The following is a 13,266-nucleotide window of genomic DNA, read 5'->3' as shown; positions in this document are numbered from 1 at the left end:
CCCTGATGAGCCTGACTCTATTGGAACAAAGCCTCGGCCAACTGGCGTGCGACATTCCCGGCGCCACACGGATTTTCCACACCTTTAAACTGGACTTCTGTTGTGGCGGGCATAAAAGCCTGCTTGAAGCGGCCGCTGGCAAAGGCCTCGATCCGGCCCTGATTGCCGATGCGCTGCACCGGCTGCAAGACACCGGCGAAACCCAGCACGACTGGCGCAACGAACCCTCGGAGCTGTTGATCGCCCATCTTCTGGCGCGCTACCACGCCCGCCATCGCGAACAACTGCCGGAACTGATTCGTCTGGCCCGCCGCGTCGAGCAGGTCCATGGTGCCCGCAGCAGTTGCCCCAACGGCCTGGCCGATCTCTTGACCGACATGCAACAAGAACTTGAAGGCCACATGCTCAAGGAAGAACAAGTGCTCTTCCCGATGCTGCAACAAGGCATCGGCCCTCAGGCCGCACCGCCGATCCAGGTGCTGCGCTTTGAACATGATCAACATGGCGAAGCACTGGAAAGGCTGCTTGCGCTGACCAACAACATAACCCCGCCGGCCGATGCCTGTAATACCTGGCGTGCCCTGTATCGCGGGCTGCTGGAGTTCCGTGATGACTTGATGCAACACATCCATCTGGAAAACAACGTGTTGTTCGTCAACGCACTTAAACCTCGCCATTGATCGATTGCGGGTCATACAAAACCAGTGACACAGCTTTCGCGAGCAGGCTCGCTCTCACAGGGGAACGGTATCCCAATGTGGGAGCGAGCCTGCTCGCGAATGGCGCCGTTACAGGGTTGCGGGTTCTCCAGCGCGATCAACCGTGCCAATAGAACATGGCCTTGGCCAGGATCACGATCAACACCATGTGCCCGAGGATGCTGCGGCGAATCCAAGTGGCGCGGGTCGTGGTCAGGCATGCGCTTTTCAGCCAGTACGCCAGCAGAAAGTAATGGCCGATGATGCTCAGGGCCAGGATGATCTTCAGGCTCAGCAACGTACCAAAACTGCTCGCCAGCGGCTGACTCAATACACCCCGGTGTTGCCACGCCAGGCTGATACCGGCGCCATACAACAGCAGCACCACGCCATGCAGCACCTTGCGCGAACGCACTGCAATCGCTTGATCGGCGCTCGTTTGCGCGCTAACCGCCACCTGCCGGCGGGCGTTGTGCCAGATCACCACCTCGAAAAACAGCGTGCCGATGAAGGCAATCGCCGCCAGCAAGTGGGTGACCAGTAAAAAGGGATACATCACCGGCAGCCTCCATCAGTTAGCGTGCTTAGCCCGGATGGCCGTCCACCCGGGACTGCAACAGCATCGGCCCATAGCGCCAGGCGTATAGCGCAAACGCCAGCACCCAACACAGACCGGCCAGCCACAACGCCGGCAAGGGGAAAAACAGGATCAACACGACCCGGCTCAGACAGGCCAGGTTGAGCAGAATGAACGCCAGGGTCATGGCCGACGGCGGCTCCAGCGCGCGGCCGGTATGCCCCAGGCTGACCCGTGCAATCATCGCCAGCACCAGGCCGCCCATGGCGCCAATGGTCAGGCAATGCACCGCCAGACTCGGATTGATCGGCACACCGAAATGCCACAGCGCCATCCCGAGACAGGCCACCGCCAGCCAGGCATAAGCCAGGTACAACGACCACAACAACGGCACATGCCAGAGGGCGCGATCATGCCAGCGCACCAGGCGCACCAGATGCCCAGCGGCCAACACCGCGAACAACAAGCCCACCCAGAAATCGGGGGCAAGCGCAGGTCCCGCGGCATAGAGCAACGCTACCAGCGGTGAGCCAATCAGCAGCAGCCAATCCAGCCACGGCCAAGGGGTTACGCCCTCGACCTTGCCGAGGCCGCGCTGGATGAAGAACGGAATGACGCGCCCACCGATCAAACCCATCATTGCCGCCACCAGCCACATACCCGTCAACACGCCTTGACGCTGCCAGCCTTCATGACCTTCGACCAGACCATACAGGGACAACCCATCGGCCGCTGCTAACAGCAGCAACACCACCGCAATGGGGTAGTTACGTTTCTGCCGCACCTTCCACAAGGTGAATCCCATGAGCGCAGCCACCGCCAGCGGGAACGCCAGTTCCAGCACCGCAAGCACCGGCAACGGTGCATTGACCAGCCAGGCCACGCGCGCCAACAACCACAGCAGCGCCAGCATGGCCAGTGGTTGCCCGCTGATGCCGGGGCGACCGGTCCAGGTCTGCACCGCCGTCAGCAGAAAGCCGGCGATGATCGCCAAGCCGAATCCGAACAGCAATTCGTGTCGATGCCAGCTCAGCCAGCCACCCGCCGGCTGCCAGCCGGAAAGCTCACCACTGAAGGCGAACAGCCAGAGCGGAATGACCAGCACCGCCAGCAGGCAGCTGGCGAGGAAAAACGGCCGAAAGGCCAAACGCAACAGCGGCGCGATAGCCATCGCTTTACGGCGGTCAAGCACTTGCATAAAGCTACTCCTTTACCTTGCTGCTGACCTGACGCCAACCCACACGCGTCGAGGCAAGTCCGGGGGCAATCATCGGGTATTGACGATTAATTGCCTTTGTCGCAGATCAAGTGTGCAAGGGCCGTGCCCTGATGTTCATTCGCCCGCTGTGGTGAGAGGACCCGCGCCCTTGCGGGACCGGGCCAGGGTAGAAATGACCATCAAAGGGTTATTTGAACCCTAAACCCCGTGGTCGTTTTTACCCTCCTATCTGGCAACCCCAGTAAACAAAGGACTCCAGGGATGGCCCGCGTCTTGCTCAATGGTTCAGAAATTAAGGAAAACCTGATCCTTCTCGATCCCCAGGAGTCGTCATGAAAAAAGTCATCCAGCCATTGGCCTGGTTTGTGGTGCTGACCTCGGTGCTGGCGTTGGCCAGCGGTGTCTCGCTGGGCCTCGTTTGACTTGATCGCCATCCCCTCTTCAAACTTCAGGATGAATTCTTATGGTGCTTCATCGCGTCCATCACCAGATTCTGCGCAGTCATCACTTGTTCGAGCCGTTGAACGAAGAACAGCTGGATGAGTTGATGAGTACCAGCCATTTGCTGAGCATCGACAAAGGCGAACCGTTGTTCCGTCAGGGCGAGCCGGCAGACTCGTTCTATTTCGTGATTGCCGGCGCGGTGAAAATCTATCGCCTGACGCCGGACGGGCAGGAGAAAGTGTTTGAGGTCATTGGTGACCGGCAAACCTTCGCCGAAGCGATGATGCTGATGGACACCCCGAACTATGTGGCCTCGGCCGAAGCGATCTGCCCCACTCAGCTCTATCGGTTATCCAACAGCACCTATATGCGCCTGCTGCAAAGTAACAGCCGCCTGACCTTTGCGCTGCTCGGCAAGCTGTGCGTTCGCTTGCATCAACGGGTCAACGAAATCGAAACCCTGTCACTGAAAAACGCCACCCACCGGGTCGTGCGTTATCTGCTGACGCAACTGGTGCGCCAGCAAACCGTTGGCAGCCAATTCGAATTGCCAATGGCCAAGCAACTGATTGCCGGGCACCTGTCGATCCAGCCGGAAACCTTTTCGCGGATTATCCGTCGCCTGATCGATGAAAACATCATCACCCAGGACGGCCGCCAGATCGCCATTCTCGATCGTCTGCGCCTGGAGCAGTTTGAGTGAGTGCCATGCCCGTCTGCTTGTATTGCCAACGCGCCAACCCCGCACAAGAAACCGAGTGCCGCCAGTGCGGCATGCCCTTGCCAGTATTGGCCGCACACGCGGCGCAATGTCGGCTGCGCCGATTCACGTGGTTCTGCATTGGCCTGACGATCTTCTGCGTGACGATGTTTTTCTGGCTGCCACGCGGCATCAGTTGATGCTGCGTCCCCCCTCAAGGTTGGGTCAACTGGCGGTACAGCTGCGGCAATCGCAGAGGTAATTGCTCGGGCTGACGGATCAAGGTGTAGCCATTGGCGCCGAACATGTAAGGCAGGTAATCCCCGGCCTCGCGATCAATCGTGATGCAAAACGGCGTCAACCCCTTGCGCCGCGCCTCCAGCACCGCTTCGCGGGTGTCTTCAACACCGTAACGTCCCTCATACAAGTCCAGATCATTCGGTTTGCCATCCGTGAGCAGCAGCAACAATTTGCTGCGGCGCTTGCTCTTGCCCAGCAGTTGGGTGGCCTGGCGGATGGCGGCGCCCATGCGCGTGTAATAACCCGGTTTGAGCCCTTGAATACGACCGCGGGTGTTGTCGTCATAACGCTGGGTGAAAGACTTGAGTTCCTGCATCCGCACTTGATGACGGCGCAACGAGGAAAACCCGTACAGGGCGAAATCGTCACCGAGCACCGACAGGGTCTCACCGAACAGCAGCAAGCTGTCGCGGATGACATCAATCACCCGATGCTCATCGTTCAGGTGCGCGTCGGTGGACATCGACACATCGGCCAGCAACAGGCACGCCAGGTCACGGCGTGTCTGCCGTTGTTCCATGAACAAACCGCGTTCCGCACACTGGCCATGCTCGCGTTCAACGTGAAAATCCAGCCAGGCCTGCATATCCAGTTCAGACCCTTGGGGTTGCTGGCGTAACCATTGGCGGTCATTGCGCAGGTGCTCGAACTGGCGCCGCAGACGGTGCGCCGAAGCTTTCAGCCGTGGCGGCAGTGGCTGCGCCTCGCAGTCCCGGGGCACCATCATTTGCAGATTGACGAAGGCGTCTTGCATCTGCTGTTTGCGATAGTCCCACTCCGGCAACTTGATGCCCTCGCCCAGGGGAATATCGTCGACATCGGCCGGCGGTAAATCCAGGTGCAGCTTGAGGCCGCCGCCCTTGCGCAGACGGGTGCGCGACAGGCTCAACTCGTCGAGGTCCTCGGCGACTTTGGCCGCGTCCGGGTCCTCGCTGTCGTCCGACCAGCGATCCAGGTCCACGTGTTCGGTCCAGCTGAACAGGTTCTCCAGACGCACGATCAACAACCCGCCGTCACGGGTGCTTTCATCTATCCGCTTGGCGCGTTTGCTTGCGCCCTTTTGCTCACCGGGCGGGGTCGTCAACGATTCTTCGGACTCCTCCCCCAGGTCGGCAGCCTGAGGGCTCGCAAGGTTTTGCGGCGGGTACAACCACAGGGGCAACGGCCACGCGGCCCGTTCGCTGCGGGGAAAATGTTCGACACTGCCGGGCTCGCGCAGCGCCTGGCATAACGCCCGTTCCAGGGCCGCTTCGCCGCTACTCAATGTGGCCGGATCCGGGCGCAATTGCAGGTGAGCATCGACCAGACGTTTGTACCGGGCACGCAACGCGGGATAACGCCCTAACAGCAGTTGCGTCCAGCGTTGATTGTCCCGTCCCCAGTGCCGCATCTGGCCGGCCTGTGCCGCCAGCAAGGCGAGCCAACGATAGAGTTCTTCGTTCAGTGCGACTTCGGGAAACACCGCGAGGCTCGACGGTAGACGAAGGTTGCTCGCATCGCACCACGCCAGGGGCACTTGCTTGCAGGTGCCGGCGATCTGCTGCAACACGTTGCGCCGCAACAGCAGATCGCGGTCGCTGGCGGCTTCGACACCGATACCACTGGCACCGCCCATGGCGCGAAACAGCAGCGCCAGCGGACGTTGCTGGCTGGCCAGTTCAACGCGTGCTTCGGGGAAGTCCGGGCTGGCGCGCCGGGTGATGAAGCGATGCCAGACGCTGCCGACCCACTCTTCCAGTTCGACGGTAAAGGCCATGATCATTGCCCTTTTTGTAAAGCAAAAAAACGGCCCGCTGTATCAGCCGGGCCGACCTTTTCTAACCTTGACACCGGCTCATGAAGGCACCACGGCCGCCGGGGCGCGCAAGGCTGCGCGGCCACGTTGCTTGAAGCTGAACAGGTAACAGAGCAGTCCCGCAAGGAAACCAAGACCGGCACCAAAACGGGCCCAGAACAGCACCTGCAGTTGTTCGACCGTGGCCATGAAGGGCAACGCAACACCATCGACCTGCCAGCGTTGCAGGTAGACCTGAACGACACCGGCTGCGGTGAGGAACAGCGTGATCATCACCATCGACAGGGTCATCAACCAAAAGCCCCAGATTTCGAAGGTCTGCGAGCGCTCATCGCCTGCTTCACCCAACCCGCGCAGTCGTGGCATGGCGTAGCTGATCAAGGTCATCACGATCATCGCGTAAGCACCGTAGAAAGCCAGGTGGCCGTGCGCCGCCGTCAGTTGCGAACCGTGGGTGTAGAAGTTGACCGGTGCCAGGGTATGTAAAAAGCCCCAGACGCCAGCACCGAAGAACGCTGTGACGACGGTTCCCTTGGCCCACAGGGTGGCGGCGCGGTTCGGGTGTTGTCGGCGGCGGTTCTTCACCATGCTGAAGGCGAAAATCACCATGGCCAGGAACGGCAGCGGTTCGAGTGCCGAGAAGATTGAACCGACCCACAACCAGACCTCAGGCGCACCAATCCAGAAGAAGTGGTGACCGGTGCCGATGATCCCGGTAATCAGCGCCATGGCGATGATCACATACAGCCATTTCTCCACGACTTCCCGGTCTACCCCGGTGATCTTGATCAGGACAAACGCGAGCATCGAACCCATGATCAGTTCCCACACGCCTTCCACCCAAAGATGCACCACCCACCACCAGTAGAACTTGTCGCGGGCCAGGTTGCCGGGGTTATAGAAGGAGAACAGGAAGAACACCGCGAGCCCGATCAACCCGGTCATCATCACCATGCTGACGGTGGTCTTGCGACCTTTGAGCAGGGTCATGCCGATGTTGTAGAGGAAGCCCAGGCACACCACCACAATGCCCATCTTGGTGATGGTCGGTTGCTCCAGGAACTCCCGGCCCATGGTCGGCAGCAATTCGTTGTGGGTCAGCCTGGCCAGGCCGGCATACGGCACCAGCAGATAGCCCAGGATCGTCAGCACACCCGCGGCGGCGAAGACCCAGAACAGGATGATCGCCAGCTTCGGACTGTGCAGTTCGCGGTCGGCATCTTCCGGAATCAGGTAATAGGCAGCGCCCATGAACCCGAACAGCAGCCAGACGATCAGCAGGTTGGTGTGCACCATCCGCGCCACGTTGAAGGGAATGATCGGGAACAGAAAGTCCCCTATCACGTATTGCAGGCCCATGATCAACCCGAACAGCACCTGCCCGAGAAACAGCATCAGGGCGAACACGAAGTACGGTTTGGCCACGGCTTGCGAGGCAAATTTCAGATGCGGATTAGCAATGCTCATCGCTTAGCCCTCCTTGTTTGGCGGCCAGCCATTGGTGTTGATGTTCGAGCTCCATTTGAGGAACTCGGCGATGTCATCCACCTCCTGGTCACTCAACTTGAACTGCGGCATCGCGCGCCGGCCGGGTACACCCAGTGGCTGCATTTTCATCCAGGCATGCAGAAAGGGTTTGAAGCCCGCTTCCCCACCGCGCCGCTGGAACACGTTGCCCAGCTCAGGCGCAAAGTAGGCGCCCTCGCCCAGCAGCGTGTGGCAGCCGATGCAATTGTTTTGCTCCCAGACCAACTTTCCGCGCACCACGGATTCGGTGAGCTGCGCCTCATTGCTGCGGGCCGGAAAGGTCTGTTCCGTGTGATAGGTCAAGGCCAGGAATATCAGGAAGAAGAAGATGCTTCCCCCGAAATAGATATTCCTGGCCATGCCTTTGGTGAAGGTCTCTGACATGGTCGCTTCCTCTTTGCTTGGCCCGTCCATGATAGGAAGCGAAGGGTTGGAACCTGCTTGATGGCGATCAAGAAAGTCAGATGGTTTTGGTCGGGTATTACTGACAACGCAGATCGAATGTGGGAGCGAGCCTGCTCGCAAAGGCAGAGTGTCAGTCAACTTGGATGTTGAATGTGACGGCTCCTTCGCGAGCAGGCTCGCTCCCACGTTATAAAGTTGTGCTGTTTTACGGGCTGTATTCCTTCAGCGGACCACCTCCAGCGTCAGGCCTACAACCGTCGCCAACACCAGCGCCCAGCTCAACATCAACCGGCGCCACAGTCGCGGTGCGTGGCGCATCTCCATGAAGCCGTCGGTAATCAGCCACGCCTTGCCCACCGCCACCAGCAAGATGGCCATCGACAGCAGCGATGTCGCGCCAACGTGGGCCAACACCACCGTGCACACACTTAACGTGGCAAGCGCCGCCCAACAGACGAGCAATACCCTGGAAACAGACATGAGAACCTCGTCAACTCAGCACGTAGACCAGCGGAAACAGCATGACCCAGATCAGATCGACCATGTGCCAATAGAGCACGCCGGATTCAAACCCGCTGCGCTTGCTGGCGTCGTACAAGCCACGGCGACAGCGCTCCGCGAGCCACCCGAGAATGACCATGCCGAGCAGTACGTGGAGAAAATGAAAACCGGTGAGGATCCAGTAGAGGGTGAAAAAGGTGTTGTGCTCCATGCCCAGCCCCGAGGCGAGCAAGTGCCGATATTCCGTGAGTTTCAGCACCACGTAGACACTGGCGGCGAGTAACGCCATCAGCAGGAAGACCGCACCGTGACGCGGCCGCGAGTGCCTGACTTGCTCTTGCGCCAACGCGGCGAACAGCCCCGCAGTGAGCAGGCTCAGGGTCATCGCCAACCCGGTTGAGGTGTTCAGCAATAGGCGGCTTTCACTGAACATCTGCGGTTTGAGCGCTTGGGTCACGGCGAACGCCAGGATCAGGATGGCGAACACCGACAGCTCGGCCAGAATGAAAAACCACATCGCCAGATCGCCCGGCAAGTGACGGCGCAAGACGCCCGCGGACTCAGCCGAAGTGGACATCAACCACGTCCATCAGCGCGGCAACGGTCAACGGATCGTCGCTCAGCGGCTCGGCCAGGCAGGCCATGCAGGCCTCACGCGGGCTCATGCCGGAGCGGATCATGCGCGCGGTAAAGATCAGCAGCCGCGTTGAGGCGACCTCTTCCAGATCATGTTGATCGAGCCGGCGCAGCGCCTGGCCCAACCGCACCACTTGCGCCGCCAGCGCGTTGTCCACCTGGGCTTCCCGGGCCACGATACGTTCCTCGTCGGCCACCGGTGGATAGTCGAAACGCATCGCCACGAAACGTTGGCGGGTGCTGGGTTTCATGCCTTTGAGCAGGTTCTGGTAACCGGGGTTGTAGGAGACCACCAGCATGAAGGACGGCGGCGCCTTCAGCACTTCGCCGGTGCGTTCCAGGAACAGTTCACGACGATCATCGGCCAATGGATGCAACACCACCACGGTGTCCTGACGCGCCTCGACCACTTCGTCGAGGTAACAGATGCCGCCTTCACGCACCGCGCGGGTCAGCGGTCCGTCCTGCCACCAGGTGCCCTGGGCACCGATCAGGTGGCGGCCGATCAGGTCGGCCGCGCTCAGATCGTCATGGCAAGCCACGGTGTACAGCGGCAGTTTCAGCCGATGAGCCATGTGCTGGACAAAGCGGGTCTTGCCGCATCCCGTCGGGCCTTTGATCAGCACCGGCATGCCGTGTCGCCAGGCTTGCTCGAACAGCGCCTCCTCATTGTTGAGCGGTTGATAGAAGGGTTCGCAAGACGGGTTACGGTCCATGGGCTGCCTGTTCCAAAAGCGGATTCAAGGAACACGCTACGGGCCCCTGCGACAACCTGGCAAGTGAGATGGCCGGCAAACTTGATCGTCGTCAAGCGAACATTGGCCTGCTCGGGCATAGCCTTGCACGGCACTAAGAACCTGCGTTCTGTGCTGCCGTTTCAGCACATCGCAAAGGTCTTGCCTGAGGAGAAATGGAATGCTGATCAGCAATAGAAAAACGTTTGCCCTGACCCGCGCTGCATTGTGTTCGTCACTGGCCCTGGTGGTGGGTCATGCCGCCAGCGCTGAAGAGCCCGCCGCAGTGGTGGCCAACCTGCCCATGGTTAAAACTGCTGGCGCTCCCGACATGAGCCAGGCCGAGTTCGACTCATCCAAGGAAATCTATTTCCAGCGCTGCGCAGGCTGCCACGGCGTTTTGCGCAAAGGGGCCACGGGCAAACCGCTGACGCCGGACATTACCCAAAGCCGCGGGCAACCGTATCTGGAAGCCTTGATTACCTACGGGTCACCGGCGGGCATGCCGAACTGGGGGACGTCCAATGCACTGACCAAGGATCAGATCACGGTCATGGCCAAGTTCATTCAGCACACGCCGCCAACGCCACCGGAATGGGGCATGGCCGAGACGCTGAAAACCTGGAAAGTGTTGGTCAAACCCGAAGATCGTCCGAAGAAGCAGCTGAGCAAACTCTACCTGCCGAACCTGTTTTCGGTGACGTTGCGCGATGACGGCAAGATCGCCCTGGTCGACGGTGACAGCAAGAAGATCGTCAAACTCATCGAGACCGGTTACGCGGTGCACATCTCGCGAATCTCTGCCTCAGGCCGCTACCTGCTGGTGATCGGTCGAGACGCCCGGATCGACATGATCGACCTGTGGCCGGTGGAGCCGACCAAGGTCGCCGAAGTCAAAGTGGGCATCGAGGCGCGCTCGGTCGAGACCTCCAAGTTCAAGGGCTACGAAGACAAATACACCATCGCCGGTTCTTATTGGCCGCCGCAGTTCACCATCATGGATGGCGAAACCCTGGAGCCGAAGCAGATCGTTTCGACCCGCGGCATGACCGTCGACAAACAGGAATATCACCCCGAGCCTCGGGTCGCGGCGATCATCGCCTCCCACGAATGGCCGGAGTTCATCGTCAACGTCAAGGAAACCGGCAAGGTCATGCTGGTCAATTACCAGGACATCAAAAACCTCACTGTCACCTACATCGATGCCGCGCCGTTCCTGCATGACGGCGGTTGGGACAGCACGCACCGCTACTTCATGACCGCCGCCAACAACTCCAACAAGGTCGCCGTGATCGACTCCAAGGAGCGCAAGTTGACCGCACTGGTGGACGTCGGCAAAACCCCTCACCCGGGTCGCGGCGCCAACTTCAACCACCCGACCTATGGCCCGGTCTGGGCCACCAGCCATCTGGGTGATGACGGCATCTCGCTGATCGGCACCGACCCGACCAAACACCCGCAATACGCCTGGAAGCAGGTCGCCTCGCTCAAGGGTCAGGGCGGTGGATCGCTGTTCATCAAAACCCATCCCAACTCCCGTCATCTGTACGTCGATACCACCCTCAACCCGGATACAAAACTCAGCCAGTCAGTGGCGGTGTTCAACCTCGACAAACTCGACGCCGGCTACACCGTGCTGCCCATCGCTGAATACGCGGGCATCAAGCAAGGCGCCATGCGCGTCGTGCAACCGGAATACAACAAGGCCGGCGATGAAGTCTGGTTCTCCGTGTGGAGTGGCCAGGCAGACGAGTCGGCGCTGGTGGTGATCGACGACAAAACACTGAAGCTCAAGTCAGTCATCAAGGACAAGCGACTGATCACACCCACCGGAAAGTTCAACGTCTACAACACCCAACACGACATCTATTGAGCTCCATCAATGCAAGGAAACACCATGAAAAATACTCTGTTTTCACTGTTCGCCCTGACCGCTGCGCTGAGTGTGCAACCGGCCATGGCCCAAGAGGCGCTGGAGCTGTTCAAGAGCAAACCCTGCGCAGCCTGTCATTCCATCGACACCAAGATTGTCGGCCCTGCGCTCAAGGATGTAGCGGCCAAGAACGCTGGCGTACCCGGAGCCGTGGACACCCTCGCGAGCCACATCAAGAACGGTACACAAGGCAACTGGGGGCCGATGCCCATGCCGGCCAACCCGGTGACTGAAGAAGAAGCGAAAACGCTCGCGACTTGGGTACTGACACTCAAATAACCGCCAGGAGGGCGTCTTGATGGTGTATCGACACGCTGTGATTCTGGCGGCCCTCCTCCTCATTTGCGCAACCGCGGTTGCGGCGCCGGACGCCCAGCGTCAGGCGCAACTCGAACACCTGCTGACCCAGGACTGCGGTGCCTGCCATGGGCTGCACCTGACTGGCGGGCTAGGCCCCGAACTGACGCGCGCAGCGCTGGCCGGCAAATCCAGGGACAGCCTGATTGCCACCGTCACCCAAGGCCGGCCCGGCACCGCGATGCCCGGTTGGGCCCCGTTGCTCAGCCCCGGCGACATCCGTTGGCTGGTCGATCTACTTCTCCAGGGATATCCCGCACCATGATCCGTTCAATCCTGCTGTCAGCGGCGACCGGGCTGTTGTTGTCCGCTTGCGTTCAGCCACCATTGCGTGGCACCGGCGACTTGGGCCTGGTCGTGGAGCGCGCCACCGCAAGCGTACAAATCATCGAAAGCGACACCCACACCGCACTGGCCCGACTCGAGGGTTTGGGCGATCTGTCCCATGCCTCGGTGGTGTTCTCCCGTGACCAGCGCTACGCCTATGTGTTCGGGCGCGACGGCGGGTTGAGCAAAATCGACTTGCTGACCTGGCGTATCGACCATCGCGTCATCCAGGGCGGCAACAGCATTGGTGGCGCCATCAGTCAGGACGGCAAGCTGATCGCCGTGTCCAACTACGTGCCCGGCGGGGTCAAGGTCTTTGATGCCGACACCCTGCAACTGGTGGCCGATATTCCGGCCACGCCCCTGGCCGATGGCAGCAAGCGCTCCCGGGTGGTCGGCCTGGTCGACGCGCCGGGGCAACGTTTTGTCTTCAGCCTGTTCGATACCGGCGAGATCTGGACCGCCGATTTCAGTCAGGGCAGCACACCACAAATCAGCCGTTTCACCGGCATTGGTGAGCAACCCTACGATGCCTTGATCACCCCGGACGGACGCTATTACATGGCCGGCCTGTTCGGTGAAGACGGCATGGCGCAACTCGACCTCTGGCATCCAGAACGCGGCGTGCAGCGAGTACTCGGCGATTACGGACGCGGTCAGGCGAAACTCCCGGTCTACAAGATGCCGCACCTGGAAGGCTGGGCCGTCGCCGATAACCAGGCCTTCGTGCCCGCCGTCGGCCGGCATCAAGTGTTGGTGATGGATTCACGCACCTGGCAGCAGACCGCCGTGATTCCGGTGGCCGGCCAACCGGTGTTCGTCACATCGCGCCCGGACGGTCGGCAGCTGTGGGTCAATTTCGCCTACCCGGACAACGATCGGGTTCAGGTCATCGACACCGAAACCCACGCCGTGGTCGCCGATCTGCGCCCCGGGCCAGCGGTGCTGCACATGGAATTCACCGCACGCGGCGACCAATTGTGGCTGTCATTACGCGACGGTGATCAGGTCCAGGTCTGGGATCCGTACCGCCTGAAGCTGCTGAGCACTCTGCCCGCCAGAGCACCGAGCGGCATCTTCTTCAGCAGTCGCGCGCAGAAAATGGGGTATTGA

The 13,266-nt window shown here is 60.4% G+C and carries 15 protein-coding genes; 7 read left to right on the top strand and 8 right to left on the bottom strand.

Annotated elements, in window-relative coordinates:
* The first annotated feature begins 5 nt into the window (after positions 1-5).
* Positions 6-680, top strand: coding sequence for an iron-sulfur cluster repair protein YtfE (gene ytfE, locus HP062_RS04480; RefSeq protein ID WP_017338886.1), 675 nt, complete (start codon positions 6-8; stop codon positions 678-680).
* Positions 681-816: 136 nt separating this feature from the next.
* On the opposite strand, the gene HP062_RS04475 is transcribed toward ytfE, so the two are convergent.
* Positions 817-1,254 (bottom strand): CopD family copper resistance protein, encoded by a 438-nt coding sequence (locus HP062_RS04475; protein ID WP_172790905.1) that lies wholly within the window; start codon positions 1,252-1,254, stop codon positions 817-819.
* A gap of 28 nt (positions 1,255-1,282) precedes the next feature.
* Positions 1,283-2,473, bottom strand: coding sequence for an NnrS family protein (locus HP062_RS04470; protein WP_172790904.1), 1,191 nt, complete (start codon positions 2,471-2,473; stop codon positions 1,283-1,285).
* Between the two features lie 484 nt (positions 2,474-2,957).
* Here HP062_RS04470 and HP062_RS04465 point away from each other — a divergent pair, with 484 nt between their 5' ends.
* Together HP062_RS04465 and HP062_RS04460 are read left to right on the top strand one after the other, a co-directional pair.
* Entirely contained in the window at positions 2,958-3,641 is a 684-nt protein-coding gene (locus HP062_RS04465) for a Crp/Fnr family transcriptional regulator (protein ID WP_010460193.1), read from the top strand.
* Positions 3,638-3,838 (top strand): protein DnrP, encoded by a 201-nt coding sequence (locus HP062_RS04460; RefSeq protein ID WP_077748430.1) that lies wholly within the window; start codon positions 3,638-3,640, stop codon positions 3,836-3,838. Before HP062_RS04465 ends, HP062_RS04460 begins: the two co-directional genes overlap by 4 nt.
* A gap of 14 nt (positions 3,839-3,852) precedes the next feature.
* Here HP062_RS04460 and HP062_RS04455 read toward each other — a convergent pair whose 3' ends face one another.
* The 6 genes from HP062_RS04455 to HP062_RS04430 all read right to left on the bottom strand — a co-directional run bounded on the left by HP062_RS04455 (position 3,853) and on the right by HP062_RS04430 (position 9,518).
* On the bottom strand, positions 3,853-5,694 hold the full coding sequence (locus HP062_RS04455; RefSeq protein ID WP_077748498.1) for a nitric oxide reductase activation protein NorD: 1,842 nt from the start codon (positions 5,692-5,694) through the stop codon (positions 3,853-3,855).
* Positions 5,695-5,772: 78 nt separating this feature from the next.
* Positions 5,773-7,200, bottom strand: a complete 1,428-nt coding sequence (locus tag HP062_RS04450; protein ID WP_172790903.1) for a cbb3-type cytochrome c oxidase subunit I — start codon at positions 7,198-7,200, stop codon at positions 5,773-5,775.
* Positions 7,201-7,203: 3 nt separating this feature from the next.
* Positions 7,204-7,644: a cytochrome c gene (locus HP062_RS04445; RefSeq protein ID WP_010460184.1), complete on the bottom strand. Its 441-nt coding sequence runs from the start codon at positions 7,642-7,644 to the stop codon at positions 7,204-7,206.
* A 243-nt stretch (positions 7,645-7,887) separates the two neighbouring features.
* A complete protein-coding gene (locus HP062_RS04440; protein WP_077748428.1) occupies positions 7,888-8,145 on the bottom strand; it encodes a cytochrome C oxidase subunit IV family protein in 258 nt (85 codons plus the stop codon).
* Between the two features lie 10 nt (positions 8,146-8,155).
* A complete protein-coding gene (locus HP062_RS04435) occupies positions 8,156-8,743 on the bottom strand; it encodes a cytochrome c oxidase subunit 3 (protein WP_077748427.1) in 588 nt (195 codons plus the stop codon).
* Entirely contained in the window at positions 8,727-9,518 is a 792-nt protein-coding gene (locus tag HP062_RS04430) for a CbbQ/NirQ/NorQ/GpvN family protein (RefSeq protein ID WP_172790902.1), read from the bottom strand. Before HP062_RS04430 ends, HP062_RS04435 begins: the two co-directional genes overlap by 17 nt.
* Before the next feature lie 322 nt (positions 9,519-9,840).
* Here HP062_RS04430 and nirS point away from each other — a divergent pair, with 322 nt between their 5' ends.
* Genes nirS through HP062_RS04410 form a run of 4 tightly spaced genes read left to right on the top strand, consistent with a single transcriptional unit; the run spans position 9,841 to position 13,266 of the window.
* Entirely contained in the window at positions 9,841-11,409 is a 1,569-nt protein-coding gene (gene nirS / locus HP062_RS04425; protein WP_256666194.1) for a nitrite reductase, read from the top strand.
* 24 nt (positions 11,410-11,433) lie between these two features.
* Complete coding sequence (locus tag HP062_RS04420; RefSeq protein WP_172790900.1) at positions 11,434-11,748, top strand: c-type cytochrome; 315 nt, start codon at positions 11,434-11,436, stop codon at positions 11,746-11,748.
* 19 nt (positions 11,749-11,767) lie between these two features.
* Complete coding sequence (locus tag HP062_RS04415) at positions 11,768-12,091, top strand: cytochrome c (RefSeq protein WP_017338897.1); 324 nt, start codon at positions 11,768-11,770, stop codon at positions 12,089-12,091.
* The gene (locus HP062_RS04410) at positions 12,088-13,266 is read left to right on the top strand and encodes a cytochrome D1 domain-containing protein (RefSeq protein WP_169857764.1); all 1,179 of its coding nucleotides are present in this window, start codon (positions 12,088-12,090) and stop codon (positions 13,264-13,266) included. Before HP062_RS04415 ends, HP062_RS04410 begins: the two co-directional genes overlap by 4 nt.

It is taken from the genome of Pseudomonas sp. B14-6 (genome assembly GCF_013260315.1).
Classification (GTDB): Bacteria; Pseudomonadota; Gammaproteobacteria; order Pseudomonadales; family Pseudomonadaceae; genus Aquipseudomonas; species Aquipseudomonas mandelii.
Note: the sequence above shows the minus strand (reverse complement) of the source record. Positions and strands in the feature narration are given on the sequence as shown.